Genomic DNA, 23,216 nt, shown 5'->3' with positions numbered 1-23,216 from the left:
AAAAGTATTTATTTTGGCGTTTTAGAGAGATGAAGTGACAATTTACTTTCTGCTAATTGAATTGAATATGACTGTTCTTCATTTCCACGGACCGTCATCCGCATATCTGTGGCATAAATTACTAATCCCAATTGATGGTTTTGGGGGATTTTATAAAAAGTTGGCTGCATCTTTAATGAAACAGGATAAAAAGTATTCGGAATCAGTTCGTCATTTTTCCATAAGGAAGTACGATTTTGAAGGTTGATATGACCAACAGAGATCATCTTCCAAGGAGTTACTTTGTCCATTGTAAACTCTGTCAAGTCGTCTTCACGCCAATGAAAGCCCAGACTGAGAGATTTCCTTGCAAGTGTGGTGGGAACAGGCTTGAGTCGCTTTTCATTTCCATAATCAACAAGCATGAAGCTTAGTAAGCCGTGATCTTTATTTGTAGAAACATTTACAGTGACTTCAGGGGTACCTCGTAAAAGCATCTCTTCATCAAAAATCGCGGATTTAAAAATCAATCGATTATTTTTCAATGGCGAATTTTCTACTTGGAGGAGATGTTCTTTCCATAGTGAATGATTTGCAGAGTACAAGGAAAAGTCCTCTTCGTTTAGATGATCTTGAAAATTAGATGCCCCATCTTGCAGTTCACTATTTTCAGGAACAAGCTCATGTTGTTGCAATAGTAAATTTTGTACAGTTTCGTTTGAATCCCAGTCTTGATAACTCTGCCATGTTTCAGCCTGCAAGTTATCTTGCACCAGTACATCTGGTAAAACTTCGGCAGCATTGTTCGGTACGCTGTATAATTTATATGATAACCAGAGGTTCATCATGTCAGTGAAGTCAAGTGAACGAAAACTGTTGATATAAATATGCTGTCCTTGATGTAAGATAAGCTTTTGTTTTATAGGTAATTCCTTTAGTGCATTCCATAATTGATAAACATTACGGGGCTTGACATTCCAATCGTTTAATCCGTGTACCATTACAATGTCAGCTTTAATATTTTTTACATTTTTCAAGTAATTACGGGCATCCCAAAATGAATTATAGTTTCCGCTTGTTCGATCTTGTCCTTCCGTAATTTTTTGCAAATGTTGGTCAAAAAAGCTTTTTACTGTTAGATAATCACCAGCCTGTTTTTTCCGACTGAAACATTCCAATGCAAGTACATCGGCATCTTCTCCAGGAAATCCACCTGGGGCTACTACTAAGCCACCGTCGCGATAATAGTCATACCAACTGGAAATCGCAGCTTCGGAGATAATTGTTTTAAGTCCAGCAACACCAGTTGTCGCAGCGGCAGTTGCGAGTGTTCCTAGATAAGATCTTCCAGTCATTGCAATTGCATTATTACACCACCAAGCTGCGATTTGAATATTATCGGTTTTATTTGTAAAGGCCGTTCGTTGGCCATTTAGCCATTCGATAATAGCGACAGTTGAGGCTGTCTCATCTTCTGAACCGCACGCGCGGACACCATCTGATTCCATTGTACCAATACCAGCAGCATAAATAGCAGCAAAACCTCGTGCGAGGAAATAATCGTTGAGTGTATACGAGAATTCTCTACCGAAAGTTTCGGCTGCTTTTTTAGTAGTCCCAACCTTCACTCTTGGCATAGGCAGCGACAATTTAGGAGAATGATAGGCAATATCATTGTAAACAGTATTATTGGGAGTTTTGTGGGTCAGAGGAACATTCATAGAATGCATACGCTTATCCCCATCCTCATCGTTAGTGCCTTGATTGTAGGGACTAGCAGTATACAATGCTGGTACTTTTAATCCAGTATTTGTTTCAGATGGCCTGATTACCTCTACTTTTAGCAAATCTAGCTTACCATCTTTGTCGGTATCCAATGAAGATTCAACATAGACAACTTCACGGATTAGTTTATCTGTGTCAAATACCGGCTGGGCTTTACCATTAAAGAAGAGCGGATGATTGATTTTTCCGTAAAGACTCACGAAAAAACCTCTTGCAGCCAGGACATCGATCAATAGTTGACCATTTTTGGTATGGGTACACAATAGTTCATACCATGCGGCTAATAATGCAGTTTTGTTAGAAATGTCGTTAGTATATGGAAGATTGATTTTTTTCATTGCAACTAATGGATTTGAAAAATCAAAATCAATAGATGGTAGAAATTCTAATAGTTGTAGTGCAACATTGTAAAATGCGGTTACTGAAAAGTTTCCTTGATCAGTATATGTACGTAAATTAGTATTTTCATCTGCCAAAAGTGATGCTAGCTTCTCAGACTGTGAGCTGGCAGTTAATGCCTGTGGAAACATCTGGATAGTTAACGCACGCCACAGTTTAGTGAGATCCTTTTCTGCAAGCATCTCTGTAGTCAAGTAACCAATACTTTTAAGCTCAGCAATTTTTTGTGAATCTGAAGTAGTGATATGAGCGAATTGATTATTCTTCAAGATAATACCTCCTGTTTTAAATTCCTCAATCGCTTGATTATACAATATATTGAGCAAAATAAAAAAGGGTGAAATAGAGAGTGCAGCATGAGTTGGTAAAACCTGAGTACTAACGAGAAATTAAGAGCACAGCAAGTCCTTGGCTATAAGTAAGTAGTGCGAAGTTAGATGGAGAATTTTGATTTATGAAACACGTTTATGCGGGATCAAAAAAAGCCCGTTCAAAATTGAATTTTCGAACGGGCCTCTTGTTACTGCTTGCAAAACATAAACAAATCATTCATCTTTTAGCGAGTAATAATATTAATAATAATTCTAATGATCGTTTTAAACCTAACATGGCATGTTAATAGAATCAATCAGATAATTTACTATGCTTTATACCGTAAGTGAAGTAAAGAATCATACCTATGGCAAACCAAATGATTGATGCAACCCATGTTTCTACAGATAGGCGTGTCATCATGATGATACACAAAATTCCGGAAATAACTGGTAAAATAGGATAAAGCGGAACTTTAAACCCGTCATGTGAAATATCCGTTCGTTTGCGAAGAGGAATTACTCCAAATGAAACGAAGGTAAATGCAATCAAGGTACCAATATTTACCAAATTGGCAAGTTGATTAAGTGAAACCAGCCCACCCATAACGGCAATAATTATTGTAACGACAAGCATACTGTTATTAGGAGTGTGACTCTTGGAATTGATTTTTCCAAGGAAATTAGGTAAAAGACCGTCTCGTCCGATCGAATAGATCAAGCGAGAACTACTATAAATCATAGTAACCATCATTGTGAACATTCCAGCTAGGGCACCTATCGAAATAATACCCGCTACCCAATTTTGGTTAACAGATTGGAGTGCAAAAGCAACTGGATCGGCCACGTTAAGCTTAGTATAAGAAACCATGCCAGTCAAAACAATGGAAACTAAGATATAAAGAACGGTACAGATGATGAGTGTTCCTAGGATACCTAATGGCATATTCTTACGAGGGTTCTTAACTTCAGCTGCTGAAGCGGAGACCACATCAAATCCGAGGTAAGCAAAGAATACGGAAGAAGCACCAACGAATACCCCATTGACACCAAAGGGCATGAATGGTTGCCAATTGGCAGGTTTAACGTAGAATGCACCAACAATTAGGAAAACTGCAATAATAGCTATCTTTACCAATACAATAACATTGTTGATCCTAATTGAAGATTTGACACCTTTAGAGAGCATAAAAGAAATCAAGAGGATGATTAGAACCGCAGCAAGATTAATGTATGTTCCATTTGCGGGGTCGAAATTGCCACTTAGTGCTTTAGGAATCTGAATACCGAAACCTAGTAGAAAAGATTTAAAGTAAGCTGACCATCCTGTTGATACGGCAGCAACGGCAAGCATGTATTCAAGTATTAAAGCCCAACCGAGAAACCAGCCAATAATCTCACCAAAGACGATAGTCCCAAATGAATAGGCACTGCCAGCAATAGGTAATGAAGCAGAAAATTCAGCATAGCATAGTGCGGCTGTGGAACAGACTATCGCTGCTAAAATGAATGATAATACAATACTTGGGCCAGTGTGCATAGCAGCCACAGTTCCTGGGAGTATGAAGATTCCGGCACCAATGACAGCTCCAACACCAAGTGCAATAAGATCACCAGCACCCAAGGTTTTTACAAAACGATTATCTTTGGTAATATAACGAGATAGACTTTCTTTGCGTAAAATGCGTTCCTTTAGATTCAAAAGAAATACCTCACCTTTTTTTTATTTAAAATACTGACTTAGATAATAAACGTAATTGAAGTGATCTGTCAATTCATGTTAGGAAAATAAATTGGTTTGGAGTGCCCGAGTGATAGTATTCTTTGTGAAATGTATGAAAAAATATTGAAATAACAGTTTTTTATTGGCTTTTTCATAGTAATAAAGGACTATAGTCATTATAATTGCTATATGGATAATGGTTACTATCCAAAATGCAAAAAGACAGCTTAGTTAATTAATGACTTGGAATGGATGAAAAGATGAAAAAATTGATAGTCATATGTGGAGCACCGGGTTCAGGAAAGACGACCGTGCAGAATTATTTGCTAAAAAAGTATGGATTTCAGCGGGTGATTACGCATACCACAAGACAGCCTAGGATAATGGAAAAAAATAAAGTTGATTATTACTTCGAATCAGAAGACAGTTTTTATAAAAATCACTTTATCGAGTATGTGGAATACGCAGGACACATGTATGGTTCTTCCTATGAGGGACTGGAGTTGGCATTTCAGAAGTCGGATACAGTAACCATAGTGTTGGACACTAAGGGAGTTCTCAGTTATAAAAAGGCAATAAAAGATATTCAAACATTGTTTTGGTATATTAAGGTTCCTGATACAAAGCAAATCTCAGGACGGATTTTGAAGCGCGGAGAATCCGAGCAGGAAGTTGCAAAACGTTTAACAAGTTTGGAAGCAAGACGGGATATGACTATACCGCAAAAATTAGTACCCTTTTGCACAGTAATTGAAAATGGAGTATGGCAGAATACAAAACACATCGTGAATCAGACATTAAAAGATGCAGGATTTAAGGTATAACATAACACTATATGTAATTTTAATATTAACTGGTAGTTAATGACTAACTATCAAATGAAGACTATACTCTTGAACGCTACTATTATTATGGAGGCGAAAAAAATGATTGAAGTTGCAGTGAAAATACTACAGAAAAACAATTATAAGATCACAAAGCAAAGAATAAGTATGTTAGAGTATCTTAGCCATTTTCAAGAACAATATGTTAATGTTGCAGCCGTTGATAAGTATATGCATGAGATTTATCCAGGTATGAGTCACAATACCATTTATCGAAACATCAAGGAGTTTCAAGAAGTTGGGATAATTGAGCAGCGGACACGTGACGGGATTGCTTGTGTCAAGTATCAGTGTGACTTTGTGCATCAGCATCATCATCATTTTATTTGTAAAAAATGTGGAAAAGTTCAAGAAGTACAGATGTGTCCTTTGGACTTTTTTGAAAAGCAGCTTCCTGGATGTGAAATTGATGATCATCATTTTGAACTATACGGGATCTGTGCAGATTGTATAAGATTAGGCAAAAATTAGATGTAGGAAGTACCATACATCCTATAAATATTTTAGAATAGCATTATAAATAATATTTAGAAATGGAGCGATTTAAATGGCATATCGAACGCCACCGTTCATTACGCCGTTTGCGGTAATGTCAGTAGTTTTAGCACTTGGAGCTACGAATGTTGCAGTAAATACTGTGACACATACAAATGAAGGGCGGACTGTGACAAAAACATCAACATCCGCAGTCAGTTCAAATGAGAGCAGGACAGTAAGCTCAGAAAGTTCAGCCCCATCTAGCGAACCTTCCTCAAGCAGTCTTTCTTCAAGCAGTTCGTCGGAGTCTCTGTCTTCCTCAGAAAAAGATAGCAGTTCAGAAGAAAGAGACACAATATCAAGGTCAAGCAGCAGCGTACGCTCAAGTAGTAGCAGTTTATCTTCAAGTGATAATGATCAAACTCAAGATGAGAGCAGCGCAAGTCAATCTACCGCTTCTACTACTACAAGCAGTTCGACACAGGGTACTCAAACTGATAATACAAGTTCGAGTGCGCAAACGACTAGGTCGGAATAGGAGGTGCCTCTTTGTTTAGTATAATTGGGATTATCAATAGTTATTTAGGATATATCAATATAAATGTAAAGCTGAAAAATAGGATTTATACCATTCTTGGAACCGTAGGAAATTTTTATCTATTATACGTAGCATATCAATTTTTTAAGAATGGATTTATGACAAGAGGAGCACTTTTTATCTTGGCATTTATTGCGTTGGCGTACTTTTCATATTTAAATGTTATTCACTATTTTACGAAAAAACAATCACGGATTGATTTTTCTCCTTGGATCGAGAAAAAATTGCATATGAAGCCAAGGGAAGAAAAGATAGAAAAAAATAGTAACCTGTCCAAAGCAGGATATGTGCAGACTAACGGAATATTTGATAATGAGAAGATGTTGCCGGCCTCGCTTAAAATGAATCAAGAGCATCACAACAATCTAAAAAAATAGTAGAGGTATTGGAGCAACAAGGATATCTTAGTTTAAATTTTGGCGGGCTGTCAGAAGAACATCAGCTTAAGGTGGCTCGTACAAATACTAACGGAATTGATGCGCTGCTGGAACCGGTGGCACTTCCATATTTCGAATTAGAGAAACGCGGAGATAAATTTGTTATTCTTGGTGGAGTAAATCCGCTGGAGAGAAAAGAGTTAGGCGAAATAGTACGGGTTGGATTAACCCCAGTTGCCGATATAGGCGATAAATACGAAATATTTCTTGCTGCAGTTGTAATCGAAGGTGGGCCACACAAGTTTGCAGGTAGATCTTCTCTTGTGTCGGAGGAGCAGCCTTTTAACCTTGGTGTACAGGTAGCATATAATAACAAGTAAAAAGTTAGAATATTCAGGTGAATTTAAAAATAGTAATTGAAAGAGAGTATGACATAAGCCTTTAAAATTTGAGTGCGTTTATACGAAATAATATAGTGGAGGAGCTAGGTCAAGATTTAAATTTTGATCCAGTTCCTTTATTTTGTCTGGGAAGATTATTTAGTATTGAAAATAAATAATTTGCTAAATAAAAGTCATTAATATCGTCAATTAGGCAAGAGATAAAAAGAAATATCTTGCATAAAAAGGAAAATTTAATTAGAATGTTTATTATCGTATATTAATTTACACGGGAGGGGAACAAAAAATGTCAATTATTGAATTTAAAAAAGTTGAAAAGTATTACGGGAAATTTCATGCTCTGAAAAATATCAATTTACAGGTTGAAAAAGGTGAAGTGGTGGTTGTAATCGGTCCGTCAGGTTCGGGTAAGAGTACTTTGATTCGTACAATTAACGGTTTGGAAGAGATCGAAGAGGGTCAATTACTAGTTAATGGCTATGACTTGGCTGATAAAAAAACAGATTTAAATCAGATTCGCAAGGATGTAGGGATGGTCTTTCAGCATTTTAACTTATATGATAATAAGACTGTGCTTGAAAACATCATGTTAGCACCTAAACTTGTTTTGAAAAGAAATGAAAAGGAAAATAAAGAGACGGCTTTGAAGTTATTAGAGTCAGTCGGTGTGTCAGATAAGACTGCATCTTATCCAAAACAATTGTCTGGTGGGCAAAAGCAGCGAGTTGCAATTGCTAGAAGCTTGGCTATGAAACCTAAGGCATTATTGTTTGATGAACCAACATCTGCACTTGATCCAGAAATGATTGATGATGTATTGAACGTAATGAAGGAAATTGCAAAAGAAGGTATGACGATGGTTGTCGTAACTCATGAGATGGGTTTTGCCCGTGAAGTTGCTGACCGAGTTGTCTTTATGGATAAGGGTGAGATCCTAGAAGATGCACATGCAGACGAATTTTTTGAAGCACCCAAAGAAGAACGTGCAAAGCAGTTTCTAAGTAAGATTATCAAGCATTAGAGGAGGAGAGTTGATGAAAAGACTAAGAAAATTGCTCCTTGCGCTAAGTATTTTTATTCTTGGAGGGCTCCTTTGTGCTTGCTCATCTTCAAAGTCACAAAGTACATGGAGTGAGGACAAGGCTGACAATACCATTACGTGGGGAGTTAAGGCCGATACTCGTCTTTTTGGGTTGATGGATGTCAAGACTGGGCAAATTAAAGGCTTTGATATTGATGTTGCTAAAGCAGTTACTAAAAAAATATTGGGCCCAAACGGTAAGGCAAAATTCGTCCAAGTTACAAGTAAGACAAGAATACCACTACTTAAAAATGGTAATATTGATGCAATCATTGCAACAATGACAATTACACCAGACCGCGAAAAGATTGTTGATTTTTCAAAAGTGTATTTTGCAGCTGGACAATCATTGCTGGTAAAGAAGGGCAGTAATATTAAGAGTGTTAAGGATTTGAATAAAACTGGAACAACAGTATTAGCAGTTAAAGGTTCGACATCTGCTGTTAATATTAAGAAATCAGCACCAAAAGCCAAAATACTGGAACTTGAAGATTATGCGCAGGCATTTACTGCTTTGAAGTCAGGCCAAGGGCAGGCTCTTACAACAGATAATGGTATTTTATTCGGAATTGCTTCGGAGAACCCTGGGTATCAGGTAGTTGGGGGAACATTCACTAATGAGCCTTATGGGATAGCCGTAAATCAAGGGCAAACGGAGTTAAAGAATAAAATCAATAAGGCTTTGGCTGAAATGAGAAAAGATGGGACATATCAGAAGCTGCTGCAAAAATGGTTCGGAAATGTAGCTGGATTTAACTTGAAGGAGGCGAGTCAACAATGATTAGTGTTTTTCAACAGCATTGGCAAGAATTGCTGACCGGCCTGGGAAATACAATTTTGTGTAGTGTGATTGCATTGTTCTTTAGCCTGGTAATCGGTTCTACGTTTGCAATCTTTGAGGTTTTACCGTCTAAGTTTTTACGCATTATCGGCAGAATTTATATCGAAGTGTTTCGTAATATTCCGTTATTAGTAATAGGCATGTTCTTTTATGTAGTTGTACCGCAATATGTTTTACCAATGGATGGTTTTACTGCAGGAACAATTGGATTGACTCTTTATACTTCTTCATTCATTGCTGAGACAGTTCGAGCGGGAATTCAAGCAGTTGATAGTGGACAAATGGAGGGTGCACGTGCAAATGGATTAAGTTTCATGCAAGCAATGTGGCATATTGTTTTGCCCCAAGCTTTTAAATACGTTATTCCACCATTGGGAAATCAGTTTATTAATTTGGTGAAAAATTCGTCCGTATTAGCCTTTGTAGCTGGATTTGATTTAATGTATCAAGGAGATATGATTGCTTCAGCGACATTTGATACTTTTAATACTTATATTGCTGTAGGTGTCTTATATTTAATAATCACATTACCGTTAAGTTATTATATGCGGTATCTCGAAAAAAAATTAGCCTAGGGGGGGACGGATAAATGAATAGTTTTGCTGAAGCATACACTTGGATAAATTTTCGCTTCTTACTAGAGGGATTATGGGTCACGATAGAAGTATCTGTCGTCTCAATAATTTTGAGTTCAATAGTTGGCTTATTTCTAGGAATTATTAGATATATTCGCTACCCAGTTGTTTCAGGAGTTGTTGGAGTTATTATTGATTTGATTAGGAATTTGCCACTGCTGCTACTGATTTTTTTCACGTATTTTGGATTACCAAAAATTGGAATCAGGATGGAACCATTAACCGCAGCAATTGCTGCCATGACAGTTTTTGAATCAGCTATGATCGCTGAAATTGTGAGAAGTGGGATTTTGGCTGTTGATACTGGACAAATGGAAGGTGCACGCGCAAACGGGTTAACTTATTGGCAAGGACTACGGTATATCGTTTTACCACAGGCGTTAAGAAAGATGATACCGCCCTTGGTAAGTCAATTTATCTCGTTGATAAAGGACACGTCTTTGGCCACAATCATTGTTTTACCAGAATTAATGTATCGCGCACAGATAATTTATGGGCAGAACACGAGATACATGATTCCTATGTTCGTTGCACTGGCTGTTTTGTATTTTGTCGTTTGCTACGCCTTGTCACTAGTTGCTTCAAGACTGGAAAAAAGAGTTGGGTAAGCTATCAAATACAGTGGTAATGATTTTAAAAAAGAAAAGTCTCAACAACTCAGAAGTGTGACATGAAATTCGAGCGTTAACATGAAATTATGTGTACGACGGTAATTTGTTACGAATAATCCGGATTTGGATTGAGAATTTCTACTTATGGAACACGTTTATCTGAGATAAAAAAGAAGAGCTGAGCCAAAATTTAGTTTTGACTCAGCTTTTTTATACATAAAATTTTATAATAGTCCTACTCAGAATAAACAAATTTAGAGAAATATTGTGCTTGGATGGGGGAGACTTCGGCTGTTACAATGCTGCCGTCAACAGTGTATTCAGTATTGAGCACGTTTGCTTGAGAGTTCAGCCGTTCAAGATAGTTACCTGAAGTAAAAGGAATTAGAAACTTCATTTTTTGATAACCTGGGAAAAGGGTTGTTTTAATCAAATTTGCAAGTTCCTCTAATGATGCTTTATCTTGAGCACTGTAAGTGATATTCATTCCCTCAATAGTGGGATATTCTACTTCAGCTTTATCTGCTTTATTATAAGCATAGATCATTTTTTTATTGCTAACACCCAATTCTTCAAGTGTCTGATTTGTCGTTGCAATCATTTCTTTGGAGTGCGGATCAGAAATATCAATTACCTGAATTAATAAATCGGCCTCCCTAACCTCGGCTAATGTTGACTTGAATGCTTCGACCAGATTATGTGGTAGTTTGCTTATAAACCCAACAGTGTCACTTAGAAGAAACTTTTTATTATCCGGAAAACTTAGGTTCCTCACAGAAGTATCCAAGGTTGCAAAGAGCATATCTTTTTCAAAGACTTGTTTGGTTTCTTCCTCTGAGAACAATGAAAGTAGGCCATTCATTGTGGTTGACTTACCAGCATTTGTATAACCTACAAGTGCGACACTAGGCAGATTTGACTTGCGACGTGATTTACTCTTTATTTCAAATTCCTTATCAATTTCTTTTAGCTCTCGCGATAAAAAAGAAATCCTATTTTGAAGAGTTCGTCTATTCAATTCGAGTTTTGTTTCACCAGCACCACGGTTTGCTAGGGCACCACTTGCACTCTGTTGATCTAGTTTGATATCTGGTGCAACTCTTAATCGAGGCATCTTATATTTCAAACGCGCAATTTCAACTTGAATCTGTGCTTCTTTTGAACGAGCACGGTTTGAGAAGATCTCTAAAATAAGTTCTGTACGATCCAAAACAGCGATACCAGTATCTTTTTCAAGATTACGGATTTGTGTTGGAGATAATTCATCATTTAGAATTATAAATTGTGCATCAGTCGCTCGTGCGATTTCAGCAATTTCCGAGACTTTTCCCTTTCCTAGATAAGTTGCGGACACTGGTTTTTGCAGTCGTTGACGGACATCAGCAACCACATTCATATTATTTGCTTTTACTAATTCTGTTAATTCGTCCATTAAATAGTCAAAATTTTCTTGTTGTGCTTCGATGCCTGCAGTAATAACTGGAATCATTGTAAATTCCTCCTTTACTATTTCTAAGTATAACATTTATTACTAAATACCTGTTGATGGGAGAAAAAAGACCAAATAGAAAATGAAAAGAAGTATAATCAATTCTTAGTGATTTTTAATTAAGTTAAAGACGAATATTAATAATGTATAAAACCATTAATAATGTAAGTCTATTATTTATTTTACAAAAATAAAAGCGGTTTTTTCTTTGAATAAAAAAGTGAATTCTATGTTTTATTTTATAAAATTCGAAAAAACTGCATAAATACAGGCAAAGTGTGGAAGAAATATGAATAAAGTAAGAACTTACACTTGTATTTAATTTAATTATCATATAAGATTTAATCACTGTTAGAAAAAAATAGTTTCTTATCTGAAACGAACAAGGGGAGTAATAGTGCGATGAAAATAAATAAATTCGCAAAGCTGGGTACGGTTGTAGCTTTGTCTTCATTATTCTTAGTAGCTTGTGGCTCTAAGAGCAGTTCTACAGCATCAAAGCAAGTACTTAACTGGAACGAAACGGCAGAATTGCCGACAATGGATTTGTCAACGGCAACTGATGTTGTAAGTTTTGATACATTAAACAATACAAACGAAGGTTTGTATCGTTTAGGCAAGGATAGCAAGATTGAACCAGGAATTGCTACCAAGACGCAAGTATCTAGCGATGGGATGAAATATACATTTACGTTGCGTAAAAATGCTAAATGGAGTAATGGCCAAAAGGTAACGGCTAAAGATTTTGTCTACAGTTGGCAAAGAACAGTTAATCCAAAGACGGCATCACAATATGCTTACTTATTCAGTGGTATTGCAAACGCTGATGATATTATGAATGGTAAGAAAGCTGTTTCTACTTTAGGTATTAAAGCTGAGGGTAATTATAAGTTGGTTGTAACATTGGATAAGAAACTTCCATACTTCAAGTTATTGATGGGATTCCCAGTATTCTTCCCACAAAATGAAAAAGCAGTTAAAGAATACGGCAGCAAATATGGTACAGCTTCTAAGTATATGGTATATAACGGACCATTCAAGCTTACAAAATGGACTGGTTCAAACTTAAGCTGGACATTGAAGAAAAATAACAATTATTGGGACAAGAAGGATGTTAAGCTTTCAGCAATCAACTTTAAGGTTAATAAGAGTACAACGACTTCATATAACTTATATCAATCTGGTAAGTTAGATGAAACAACATTGAGTGCAGAACAGGCAAAGCAATTAGCTAACTCAAAAGAGCTTGTGACTCGTAAAGGGGCTTCAACATTCTATCTCGAATATAACCAAACAAAGAAAGAATATCAAAATGCTAATATCCGTAAGGCTATCTCATTGGTTATCGATCGCAAACAATTTGTAAACAAAGTTCTTGGTGATGGTTCAACAGTAGCTAAAGGTTTAGCATCAACAGGTTTAGCCAAATTGAATGGCGAAGATTTTGCTTCAGCAGCATCGGTTAAGAGTGCTGTCGCAACAAATCGTGCAGAAGCTAAGAAATTATGGGCAAAAGGTTTGAAAGAACTTGGTGTTACATCACTGAACATTCAATTACTTAGTGATGATACGGATAAAGCCAAAGACTCTACAACATTCTTGCAAAGTCAGATTGAAGAGAACTTGTCAGGTGCCAAAGTTTCCGTTTCAAATGTACCATTTAAGACGCGTTTAGCACGTTCAGAAAGTGGAGACTTTGGAATCGTTGTTACAGGTTGGGGTGCCGATTTCTCTGATCCAATTAGTTTCTTAGATCTCTTTACATCAGATAACTCGCAAAACAATGGTAAGTGGAAGAATGCTGAATACGATAAGTTGATTGAAGCTTCTAAGACAACCGATGCTGGTAATACAACAAAACGTTGGAATGACTTAGTTAAAGCACAAAAGATTTTATTGAATGACCAGGGTATTTCTCCATTGTATCAACAAGCAACTGCAACTTTAGTTAAATCAAAAGTTAAGGGTGTTATCTACAATGCTGCTGGTGTTAACTACAACTTTAAGAACACTTATATTGCAAAATAATTAGTTGAGTTAAAATAATATTAAAAGCTAATTGGGGGATTAACTGAACATAGTTATCCCCCAATTGGTGTATGGAACAAAATTATATTATAATGTACAATAAATATTGTCTGTCATAGCTTTGGAGTAAGAGTAAGAACTAGAATGTGAGGAAAAATTATGCGCAAATATCTTTTAAAGCGTGTCTTCTATATGTTATTGACGTTATTCCTAGTAGCAACAATTACTTTCTTTTTAATGAAATTAATGCCAGGAACACCGTACTCTAATCAGGAAAAGATGACACCGCAGCAGATTAAAATTATGAATGAACAATATGGGTTGAATAAACCGGTATGGTTGCAATACCTTATTTATCTTGGTGGTATGTTGCATGGAGACTTAGGAACTTCATTCCAATATAGTAATCAGCCAGTTTCATATTTGATTTCAAGTAGAATTGGTGCTTCGGCTCAATTGGGTCTTCAAGCAATGATTTTTGGTGTTTTAGTTGGAATTATTATTGGTTCTTTTGCAGCTATCAATAGAAATACTTGGATTGATACTTTATGCACGGTTCTTTCTATCATCGGTAAATCAGTACCTAACTTTGTTTTGGCTGTATTATTGCAATTCTATATCGCTCTTAAATTGGGTTGGTTCCCAATTGCTGATTGGGGTGGCTTTAGCTACACGGTGTTACCAACAATTGCCTTGGGAGTTGGACCGCTCGCGGAAACGGCTCGTTTCATACGAACTGGGATGGTGGATGTTTTGAGTTCTGATTATATCGAACTTGCCCGGGCCAAGGGACTAACAAAATTCGGTATAGTCTATCATCATGCATTGAGAAATAGTTTGATACCTTTAGTAACATTGATTGGGCCTTATACAGTTGCCCTTATGACAGGATCAATGGTTATTGAAAATATCTTTTCTATTCCTGGTATTGGTGAACAGTTTGTTAAGTCAATTACAACAAATGATTATCCAACGATTATGGGTGTGACAATGCTGTTTTCTGCTGGTTTAGTTGTTGTTATCTTACTGACAGATATTGTTTATGGAATCATTGATCCAAGAATTCGACTAAGTGGAAATGGAGATTAAGCAGATGGAAGAAAAAATTAAATTAAGTCCAGATAGCTTTGAGGCTTTACCAAAAGCTGAAGAGCTAGACAACGAAAAAATTGCTGCTCCATCATTAACCTTCGTTCAAGATGCTTGGCGCCGTTTAAAAATGAATAAGGGTGCGTTCATCTCACTTTGGATTATTGTTTTGATGATAGTTGTGGCCTTTGGTTCATCATTTTTTATTGATCATGCTTCATTGGTTAAGTCGGCTCCTAATTATGCTAATTTACCAGCAAAAATACCTGGTGTTCCGATTAATGGATTTAATGGGAAACTGAAGGTTTCTGGTGAATGGGTAGATGAATATAAGCAAAATAATATTCCTTCAGGTAAATATTTTGTTTTGGGGACAGATTATTTAGGTCGCTCGCTCGCTGAAAGAATTATTTATGGTACAAAAGTTTCATTGATAGTTGCACTTGTAGCAACGTTCTTCGATCTAACCATTGGTGTTGCATATGGGATTATATCCGGTTGGAAAGGAGGGCGAGTTGATAATGTAATGCAGCGTATTATTGAAATTATCTCGTCCGTCCCAAGTCTTGTTATCGTTGTTTTGATGTTATTGGTTCTAAAACCAGGTATGACGTCGATTATCGCCGCAATTGCGATTTCAAGTTGGACAACGATGGCCAGAATGATTCGAGCGGAAACGCTGCAGCTCAAGTCGCAAGAGTATGTGTTGGCCGCCCGTTCTTTGGGAGAATCGGCTCCTAAGATAGCTTGGAAGCATTTGGTTCCAAACCTCTCAAGTATTATTATCATTCAAACAATGTATACAATTCCAACGGCAATATTCTTTGAAGCCTTCCTGAGTTTCATTGGTATTGGTATCAGTGCTCCTGAAACTTCACTTGGTGTGTTACTCAATGATGGACAGAAGAACTTCCAGTTCTTACCATATCAGATGTGGTATCCAGCAATCGTATTGTGTGTATTGATGATTGCATTTAACTTGTTAGGTGATGGTTTACGCGATGCATTTGATCCAAAGACTAGAAGGTAGGTGGCAAAATGGCTGAGAGAATTTTAGATGTGAAAAATTTGGAAATAAATTTCCATACTTATGCTGGTGATGTCAAAGCCATCCGTGATGTTAGCTTTCATCTAGATAAAGGTGAAACGCTTGCAATAGTTGGTGAATCTGGGTCAGGTAAGTCAGTTACAACAAAGAGTTTGATGGGGTTACTTGCAAATAATGCAGAAGTTGTTGGCGGGTCAATCATGTATCATGACCAAGATATTTTGAAAAAATCTGAAAAAGAGATGCAGAATATTCGTGGTAAGGATATCGCAATGATTTTTCAGGATCCAATGACTTCATTAGATCCAACAATGAAAATTGGACAGCAGATTGCGGAACCATTAATGAAGCATAAGAAAATGGAAAAGAAGAAGGCTTGGGCCCAGGCCCTTGATATTCTGAAATTAGTAGGGATTGTTGACCCAGAAAAGAGAATTAATGAATATCCTCATCAATTCTCAGGTGGTATGCGTCAACGTATTGTTATCGCAATTGCGCTGGTTTGTTATCCGGAGATACTAATCGCTGATGAACCAACTACTGCTCTTGATGTGACAATTCAGGCACAAATTCTTGACTTGATGAAGGAACTTCAATCAAAAATTGAGACTTCAATTATCTTTATTACTCATGATTTGGGTGTAGTTGCAGGCATGGCTGATAGAGTTGCTGTAATGTATGCGGGTAAAATCGTTGAATATGGAACAGTTGATGAGATTTTCTATAACCCGCAGCATCCTTACACATGGGGTCTGTTGAATTCAATGCCAACTCTTTCAAGTACATTGTTAGAGGCAATTCCAGGTACCCCTCCTGACTTGTTGGATCCACCAAAGGGAGATGCTTTTGCTGCTCGTAGTGCGTATGCAATGAAGATTGATGTTGAAAAAGAACCACCTTTCTTCAAGGTTTCAGACACTCACTACGCTGCTACTTGGTTGTTACATCCAGATGCTCCAAAAGTAACTCCACCAACCGAGATTGTGCGCCGTCAAAAGCTGTTTGCTAAGATGAGCGCCAATAAGTCAGTAAAGGCCTAGGAAGGAAGAAGACCCATGTCAGAAAAAAAGAAAAAGCTATTAGAAGTTAAGCACCTCAAACAATATTTTAATGTGGGGAAATCTGATTTGGTCAAAGCTGTCGACGATGTAAGTTTCGATATCTATGAAGGAGAAACTTTTGGTCTTGTAGGTGAATCAGGTTCTGGTAAAACAACGACTGGTAGAAGTATTATTCATTTATATGAACCAACCGATGGTGAGATTATTTTTGATGGACAAGACATTAATAAGTTAAAAACAAAACAAGAAATGCATGCATTTAGAAGAGAAATGCAGATGATTTTTCAAGATCCATATGCTTCTCTAAACCCAAGAATGAAGATTAAGGATATCGTTGCTGAAGGAATTGATATACATCATCTGGCTAAAAGCGATGCGGAACGTAGTAAGATGGTCGAGGATCTCCTAGAAATAGTGGGATTAAATAAGGATCATTCAAGCCGCTATCCACATGAATTTTCAGGTGGACAACGTCAACGGATAGGGATCGCACGCGCTTTGGCTGTGCAGCCCAAGTTTATTATTGCTGATGAACCAATCTCTGCGTTGGATGTTTCGATTCAGGCACAGGTTGTTAATTTGCTGAAGGATTTACAGAAGGAACAGGGATTGACATATCTCTTTATTGCACATGATCTTTCAATGGTTAAGTACATTTCAGATCGAATTGGGGTTATGCATTATGGCAAGCTTTTGGAAGTTGGTACATCTGATGATGTTTATACTAAGCCACTGCATGATTATACCGCAAGCTTGATTTCAGCCGTCCCAGTTCCGGATCCAGAATTTGAGCGTAACCGTAAGCAGATTGTTTATGATCCAGCACAGGAAACTGACACTGAAAATAAGCCGCGTAAAATGCACGAAATCACACCTGGACACTTTGTTCGTTGTTCAGAAGACGAAGTTGCTAAATATAAAGAACGTGCTGCCAGTTATGAAAAATAACAGGTAAGTACATTTCAAAGTAGATCAATAGTTGTTGAGATGAAAAATCTGACTATTATAGTGAGTGAATGTAGAATTAAAAAATAGTAGAAGCTAGGTCAATTTTTAACTTTTGACCTAGCTTCTACTATTTTAAATTTAGCTTCTAAAATTATTAATAGCTTTGCTCATCTGTATAATGGTTGAAATATTCAACTGAAATTGACTTATCAGAAACAATCATCTTTGTTACGGAGCCATTTTGCGGGCTGAGAGAGACGATATCAATATCAGGTGCAAATCGATGAACGATGCTGCGGATAGTCGTTCCATGACTGACAACCAAGACTTCATCACCATCTTTTTGCTGATTTCGAATATAGTCGAAACCAGAATTGACTCGTTTCCAGAATTCATCATTGTTTTCTGCATTATGAAATGGGTCGACTTCTTTCATGAAGTTACGTGAATCTTCAATTGAATACTTCGTGATTATTTCTGGAAAGGAACGGCAGTTATGGCTGGCACCAACTACAAACCATGCTTGATTGGCATCGTTGCCTTCAAAATACCCATATCCTTGTTCTCTGAACTGTGGAAGAACGGTTGGTTCAGGAAGTTCTTTTGAATTATTATTTTCATCCATAATAATATGACAGGTATTCTTGGCACGTGAAGTATCACTATGGTATACACTTGTAAAATGCTTTGATGCAAGTCTTTTTCCAGCCTTATGTGCATCAGATATTCCCTTTTCAGTTAGCGGTGAATCACACCAGCCTTGCATTCGATTATAATGATTGAAAATCGTTTGTCCGTGGCGAACAAAATAAATTGTGAAAACCATTTTTTCTCCTCCTAATTTAAAGCCAATTTACTAGCTTAGTGCACATTAATAGTATACAGATAATTATAAGACTATGAAAGTTCTTAACATAGTTAGTTATATTATTTCTTTCAGTTTGTGTTGGAGCTGTAGATAGAGTGCAAGTAGCTTTGAAACAAGAAAAAAGACTTAATCCCAGTAATAAACCAGAAGAAAGTCTTTTTCTTAATATAGTCGATAAATGATTTTCAAAAGCCAACTTTAAATAAATTGTCTGTTTCTTATAAGATGATAGAGTGAGATCATGATTCCAGGTATGATTGATATCAGTCCAAAGGATACTAGGATGACAGAAAAATTGTTTTGAACAAAATCCAATTGTCCAAAGAAGTAACCTAGAGAAGAACCTAAAACAACCCAAATTAATACACCAAGAAGATTATAGATGCAAAAACGCTTGTAATCCATACGGGCGCTTCCTGAAATCAAAGGGATAAAAGTTCTGATTAGAGGAATAAATCTTCCAAACATTACCGTTTTTCCTCCGTGTTTTTCAAAATAGGCGCGTGCTTTAGAAAGCTTCTCCGCGGAGAGAAATTTTCTAAAGAGTGGTAACCTATGCAGGTTACGGCCAATTTCATAATTAACTGTATCACCGATCAAGGCGGCAAAGAAGAATACCGGGACAAGAATTTTGATATCAAGAGAAGAGCCCGTAATTGCAGCTAGAGTACTTGCAAAGAAAACAAGGGATTCTCCAGGAAGAAAGGCGAATACTACAAGTCCGGTTTCCATAAAAACAATAGCAAAGAGTGCAATATACACCCAACCGCCTAATGTCTCAACTAACGGCAACAAGTAGAGTTGAAGATGGGATAAAAAATAGAGTACATTGCTAATCAAGACATCACTTCCTTAAGTTAATTTGTAGACCATTCTAACGAAAATTGAATTTAAATGCTAGTGTTTTACATAGTATTTACAATTTTTTAAATAATGAAAGATATCCTTTAATTGTGGGGAACGAATAAAGGTGTTAAAATTGTATGACGAGAATTTAGGCAACTGGGGGGAATTTAATGAATTCTGATATTAAGGCTAAAGAACAAAGAAGAATGGATGATGTAGTTGGTAAGATTAAAACTGCCGAGAAAAAACATCATAAAGAGATTGAAAGTGTAAAAAAGGATTCCCAAGCTATCAAAAAAGACTTCTCAAATAACCTACGAATTAAAACGGAATCTTACTCAGGAATATTTGAAACTGCGATGACAGTTAGGCAGCAACAACAACTCTTGCAAGAGCGTGAAAATAATTGGAAATTAGCAGCAAGGAGATTAGATGTTTTAGCAAAGCTGGAAAAGAAACCATATTTTGCGAGAATCGATTTTAAGGAAAAAGGTGAACAAAAGACTGAGTCTGTTTACATTGGTCTAGGATCATTTAGTGACCGTCCAGATAATTTCTTAATCTATGATTGGCGTGCACCTATTTCCAGTGTCTATTATGATGGGGGGATTGGTGAGGTATCTTATGAGACCCCAGATGGAATGCAGAAAGTTGACGTAAAGTTAAAGCGTCAATTTTTAGTAGAAAATGCTAAAATTCAGACAGTTTTTGATACTGATGAAGCAGTTGGTGATCAAATGCTCCTAGATGTTTTAGATGATTCTTCAGATACAAAAATGAAGAGTATTGTGACAACAATCCAGAAAGAACAGAATCAAATTATTCGTGAGACTAAAGCACAGTTGCTATTTGTACAGGGTGCGGCTGGTTCAGGGAAAACTTCCGCAGTCTTACAACGAGTTGCTTATTTACTGTATCGCTTTAGAGGTAATTTAACTTCAAGTCAAGTAATTCTTTTTTCTCCTAATCAATTATTCAATGATTATGTTGATCAAGTGTTGCCTGATTTAGGTGAACAAAATATGATTCAAATGACGTATTATCAATATGCTCAGCGTAGATTACCTAAACTAAAAGTTGAGACTTTGCAGCAACGCTTTGAACGGGTTGAGACAGCTGAAGAGAAAAAAATCCAAGGATTGAAAGATAGTCTGCAATTCTTCAATGCAACAACAACATATGGTAACTTTCTTGAAAATAAAGGGATGCGTTTCAAGGATATCCGCTTCAGAGGGGATACTTTCTTTGATAAAGAGCACATTGAAAAAATCTACTATAGTTTCAATGAGAACTATCATTTGCGGAATCGTCTCGAAGCCACGAAAGAAAGATTGCTGAAACAACTTAGTCGGCGAGTTGATAAGACATCTAAGGAAGAATGGGTGGAAAAGGCAGTTCAGGAATTAAGTCCAGAAGAATTGACGCAGCTCTATGGGGACCGTGCACGTGATTTTGGAGATGGGGATGCTGAATTGCACTTCCTAACGAAACGGTATGTAATGGGACAATACAGGCAGATTCAACGAGATATCCAGCACAATCGGTTCTTAAATATCAATGCGCAATATATTCATTTTCTAAACAGTATTCCTGATTTATTGGATGTCCAACAAGCAGGAATTACTGAGGAACAATGGAAAAAAGAAATAACACGCGTGATTACCGCTATTAAAGAGAAGAAAATGCTGATGGAGGATGTTAGTCCATACTTATATTTGTATGATTTGATTACCGGTAAGCGTGGAGAGTTGGATATTCGACACGTCTTTATTGATGAAATCCAGGATTACACGCCGTACCAGCTGGCATGCCTAAAGGCAAGTTTTCCGAGGGCACGTTTCACTGTATTAGGTGACTTGAATCAGGCTATTTTTACTAAGAAAGAAAGTTACATTCTATTAGAAGAAATGAGCAAACTTTTTCCTAAGGATGGAATCAAAGTTGTGCAACTTACTAAGTCATACCGCTCAACAAAACAAATAACCGAATTTACAAAGCAAGTTCTGCTCCGAGGAGCATCTGTTGAAGCTTTTGAACGTAAAGGTGAATTGCCTGAGCTACAGATATTCAGTGACGAAGAACAAATGATTCAAAAAGTCATGGAGCAATTGCAAAGTAATGATAAAGAAAAAATGACAACGGCGATTATTGGCAAAACTTTAGCACAATGCCAGAAGCTCACGGATGAATTACATTCGCGAGGAGTCAATATAACATTGATCAAGACTGAAAACCAGCGCTTGGCAGCAGGCAATATTATAGTACCTGCCTTCTTGGCGAAGGGGTTGGAGTTTGATGCAGTGATAATGTGGGATGCTAGTGAGAAAAACTATCACGATGAGGATGAACGCCAATTGGTTTATACGATTTGTTCGAGGGCAATGCACCGATTAAATGTTGTTGCGCTAAATGAGTTATCAACTTTGTTTGAGCGAATTTCGTCTGATTCTTACAAGTTGATTGAGGACTAGAAATACTAACTATTAACATCATTATTTTGGGGGCTGGGTCAAAAATTAAATTTTGGCCTAGCTCCTCTATTTATTTCGGATAAATGTGCTTTATAAGTTAAATTTCTCCGTCTAATCTCTAATTATTCGCAGTAAAGTCTTCGTATTTTTTGCAATTTTATCTTAGTACTTGAAGATTTTTTAAACTGGAATCATACTCTTACAAATAAAGTCTAATATTCAAACCTGTAAGATGCTATAATAACCTTAATTTAATCACATGTAGGGAGTAGCAATGTATAATCAGATGAATTATTACAAGATTCCACGTGATGAGTGGCGTAATTTATATCAGAAATATCAGGTTTCATTATCAGTGGAAGAATTGTCACGCATTAAATCTGTCAATGATCGTATCTCGCTAACTGATGTTCAAGACATCTATCAACCGTTAGTTCATTTATTAGGGATTCATATGAAATCACGTCAAGAACTAATGAAGCAGCAAGCAGAATTCCTAGGAATTGAAGCACATAAAGTCCCTTTTATTTTGGGAATTGCGGGAAGCGTTGCGGTAGGCAAGAGTACAACTGCCAGATTGTTGCAGACACTTTTAAGCACAACGTATCCTGAGAAAAAAGTCCAGTTGATTACGACCGATGGCTTTTTATATCCGAATAAAGAATTGAAGAGACGTCAAATAATGCAGCGAAAGGGTTTCCCAGAGAGTTACGACATGGGACGGCTATTGACATTTACTAATGATGTGAAGAATGGTTTGCCTGCTAAGGCACCCAAGTATTCACATAAGGTCTATGACATAGTACCTGATGAGTTTGATGTTGTCGATAATCCTGATATTTTGATTGTTGAGGGAATCAATGTGTTGCAGTTGCCAAGTAACCAGCAAATATATGTTAGTGATTTCTTTGACTTTTCTATCTACGTAGATGCACACGAAGATTTGATTCAGGGTTGGTATCTCGAACGCTTTGAAACACTATTAGATACGGCTTTTCAGGACCCCTCCAATTACTATTATCCATATGCGATCGGTGATCGAGCTAAGGCAACTAAAATGGCCAGACAGGTTTGGCTTACTATAAATAGGCCAAATTTACGTGAGTACATCCTGCCAACAAGAAATCGCGCAGATTTAATTTTACACAAGACACAAAATCACTTAGTAAACGAACTTTTTTTGCGTAAATATTAGAAAATACTAAAAATTGTCCGGAATTTACTTGAAACTGGGGCAAATTGATTTGACCCTTAAAGCTCTAATCG

Annotated in this window: 20 protein-coding genes and 1 pseudogene; 16 read left to right on the top strand and 5 right to left on the bottom strand. The window is 36.8% G+C overall.

Going from position 1 to position 23,216, the window contains the following annotated elements:
- Positions 1 to 8: 8 nt before the first annotated feature.
- The gene (locus GSM_RS05995; protein WP_003689328.1) at positions 9 to 2,432 is read right to left on the bottom strand and encodes a Xaa-Pro dipeptidyl-peptidase; all 2,424 of its coding nucleotides are present in this window, start codon (positions 2,430 to 2,432) and stop codon (positions 9 to 11) included.
- A gap of 185 nt (positions 2,433 to 2,617) precedes the next feature.
- On the opposite strand from GSM_RS05995, the gene GSM_RS15040 reads away from it, so the two are divergent.
- Entirely contained in the window at positions 2,618 to 2,782 is a 165-nt protein-coding gene (locus GSM_RS15040; RefSeq protein WP_155807909.1) for a hypothetical protein, read from the top strand.
- Between the two features lie 5 nt (positions 2,783 to 2,787).
- Here GSM_RS15040 and GSM_RS05985 read toward each other — a convergent pair whose 3' ends face one another.
- The gene (locus GSM_RS05985) at positions 2,788 to 4,176 is read right to left on the bottom strand and encodes an amino acid permease (RefSeq protein ID WP_003689326.1); all 1,389 of its coding nucleotides are present in this window, start codon (positions 4,174 to 4,176) and stop codon (positions 2,788 to 2,790) included.
- A 281-nt stretch (positions 4,177 to 4,457) separates the two neighbouring features.
- Between GSM_RS05985 and GSM_RS05980 the strand changes: the two genes are divergently transcribed.
- The 8 genes and pseudogenes from GSM_RS05980 to GSM_RS05945 all read left to right on the top strand — a co-directional run bounded on the left by GSM_RS05980 (position 4,458) and on the right by GSM_RS05945 (position 10,099).
- Positions 4,458 to 5,021, top strand: coding sequence for a guanylate kinase (locus tag GSM_RS05980; protein ID WP_003689324.1), 564 nt, complete (start codon positions 4,458 to 4,460; stop codon positions 5,019 to 5,021).
- Positions 5,022 to 5,123: 102 nt separating this feature from the next.
- Positions 5,124 to 5,552 carry a Fur family transcriptional regulator gene (locus tag GSM_RS05975; RefSeq protein ID WP_003689322.1) on the top strand — a complete coding sequence of 143 codons (429 nt, stop codon included), beginning with the start codon at positions 5,124 to 5,126 and terminating at the stop codon, positions 5,550 to 5,552.
- A 76-nt stretch (positions 5,553 to 5,628) separates the two neighbouring features.
- Complete coding sequence (locus GSM_RS05970; protein WP_003689321.1) at positions 5,629 to 6,096, top strand: hypothetical protein; 468 nt, start codon at positions 5,629 to 5,631, stop codon at positions 6,094 to 6,096.
- 11 nt (positions 6,097 to 6,107) lie between these two features.
- Positions 6,108 to 6,913, top strand: a pseudogene (locus GSM_RS15585) (DUF6681 family protein).
- A 307-nt stretch (positions 6,914 to 7,220) separates the two neighbouring features.
- Positions 7,221 to 7,955 carry an amino acid ABC transporter ATP-binding protein gene (locus tag GSM_RS05960; RefSeq protein WP_003689317.1) on the top strand — a complete coding sequence of 245 codons (735 nt, stop codon included), beginning with the start codon at positions 7,221 to 7,223 and terminating at the stop codon, positions 7,953 to 7,955.
- Between the two features lie 13 nt (positions 7,956 to 7,968).
- On the top strand, positions 7,969 to 8,796 hold the full coding sequence (locus GSM_RS05955) for a transporter substrate-binding domain-containing protein (protein WP_003689315.1): 828 nt from the start codon (positions 7,969 to 7,971) through the stop codon (positions 8,794 to 8,796).
- Positions 8,793 to 9,431: an amino acid ABC transporter permease gene (locus tag GSM_RS05950; protein ID WP_003689313.1), complete on the top strand. Its 639-nt coding sequence runs from the start codon at positions 8,793 to 8,795 to the stop codon at positions 9,429 to 9,431. Before GSM_RS05955 ends, GSM_RS05950 begins: the two co-directional genes overlap by 4 nt.
- Before the next feature lie 14 nt (positions 9,432 to 9,445).
- Complete coding sequence (locus GSM_RS05945; RefSeq protein ID WP_003689312.1) at positions 9,446 to 10,099, top strand: amino acid ABC transporter permease; 654 nt, start codon at positions 9,446 to 9,448, stop codon at positions 10,097 to 10,099.
- Positions 10,100 to 10,337: 238 nt separating this feature from the next.
- On the opposite strand, the gene hflX is transcribed toward GSM_RS05945, so the two are convergent.
- Positions 10,338 to 11,591, bottom strand: coding sequence for a GTPase HflX (hflX, locus tag GSM_RS05940; protein ID WP_003689309.1), 1,254 nt, complete (start codon positions 11,589 to 11,591; stop codon positions 10,338 to 10,340).
- A 402-nt stretch (positions 11,592 to 11,993) separates the two neighbouring features.
- Here hflX and GSM_RS05935 point away from each other — a divergent pair, with 402 nt between their 5' ends.
- The 5 genes from GSM_RS05935 (at position 11,994) to GSM_RS05915 (ending at position 17,765) form a co-directional block, all read left to right on the top strand.
- Positions 11,994 to 13,619 carry a peptide ABC transporter substrate-binding protein gene (locus tag GSM_RS05935; RefSeq protein WP_003689307.1) on the top strand — a complete coding sequence of 542 codons (1,626 nt, stop codon included), beginning with the start codon at positions 11,994 to 11,996 and terminating at the stop codon, positions 13,617 to 13,619.
- A 159-nt stretch (positions 13,620 to 13,778) separates the two neighbouring features.
- A complete protein-coding gene (opp3b, locus tag GSM_RS05930; RefSeq protein ID WP_003689306.1) occupies positions 13,779 to 14,708 on the top strand; it encodes an oligopeptide ABC transporter permease in 930 nt (309 codons plus the stop codon).
- 4 nt (positions 14,709 to 14,712) lie between these two features.
- Complete coding sequence (locus tag GSM_RS05925) at positions 14,713 to 15,738, top strand: ABC transporter permease (protein ID WP_003689305.1); 1,026 nt, start codon at positions 14,713 to 14,715, stop codon at positions 15,736 to 15,738.
- A gap of 8 nt (positions 15,739 to 15,746) precedes the next feature.
- A complete protein-coding gene (locus GSM_RS05920; RefSeq protein ID WP_003689304.1) occupies positions 15,747 to 16,796 on the top strand; it encodes an ABC transporter ATP-binding protein in 1,050 nt (349 codons plus the stop codon).
- Positions 16,797 to 16,811: 15 nt separating this feature from the next.
- Positions 16,812 to 17,765: an ABC transporter ATP-binding protein gene (locus GSM_RS05915; RefSeq protein WP_003689302.1), complete on the top strand. Its 954-nt coding sequence runs from the start codon at positions 16,812 to 16,814 to the stop codon at positions 17,763 to 17,765.
- Positions 17,766 to 17,919: 154 nt separating this feature from the next.
- On the opposite strand, the gene GSM_RS05910 is transcribed toward GSM_RS05915, so the two are convergent.
- Complete coding sequence (locus tag GSM_RS05910; RefSeq protein ID WP_003689300.1) at positions 17,920 to 18,591, bottom strand: histidine phosphatase family protein; 672 nt, start codon at positions 18,589 to 18,591, stop codon at positions 17,920 to 17,922.
- Positions 18,592 to 18,831: 240 nt separating this feature from the next.
- Entirely contained in the window at positions 18,832 to 19,473 is a 642-nt protein-coding gene (locus GSM_RS05900; RefSeq protein WP_003689298.1) for a VTT domain-containing protein, read from the bottom strand.
- 176 nt (positions 19,474 to 19,649) lie between these two features.
- On the opposite strand from GSM_RS05900, the gene helD reads away from it, so the two are divergent.
- Positions 19,650 to 21,950: an RNA polymerase recycling motor HelD gene (gene helD / locus GSM_RS05895; protein WP_003689296.1), complete on the top strand. Its 2,301-nt coding sequence runs from the start codon at positions 19,650 to 19,652 to the stop codon at positions 21,948 to 21,950.
- Between the two features lie 274 nt (positions 21,951 to 22,224).
- The gene (coaA, locus tag GSM_RS05890; protein ID WP_003689294.1) at positions 22,225 to 23,145 is read left to right on the top strand and encodes a type I pantothenate kinase; all 921 of its coding nucleotides are present in this window, start codon (positions 22,225 to 22,227) and stop codon (positions 23,143 to 23,145) included.
- The last annotated feature ends 71 nt before the right edge of the window (positions 23,146 to 23,216 follow it).

Origin of the sequence: Liquorilactobacillus mali KCTC 3596 = DSM 20444, assembly GCF_000260415.1 — a bacterium.
GTDB classification, from domain to species: Bacteria; Bacillota; Bacilli; order Lactobacillales; family Lactobacillaceae; genus Liquorilactobacillus; species Liquorilactobacillus mali.
This window is presented reverse-complemented; position numbering and strand designations above follow the sequence as displayed.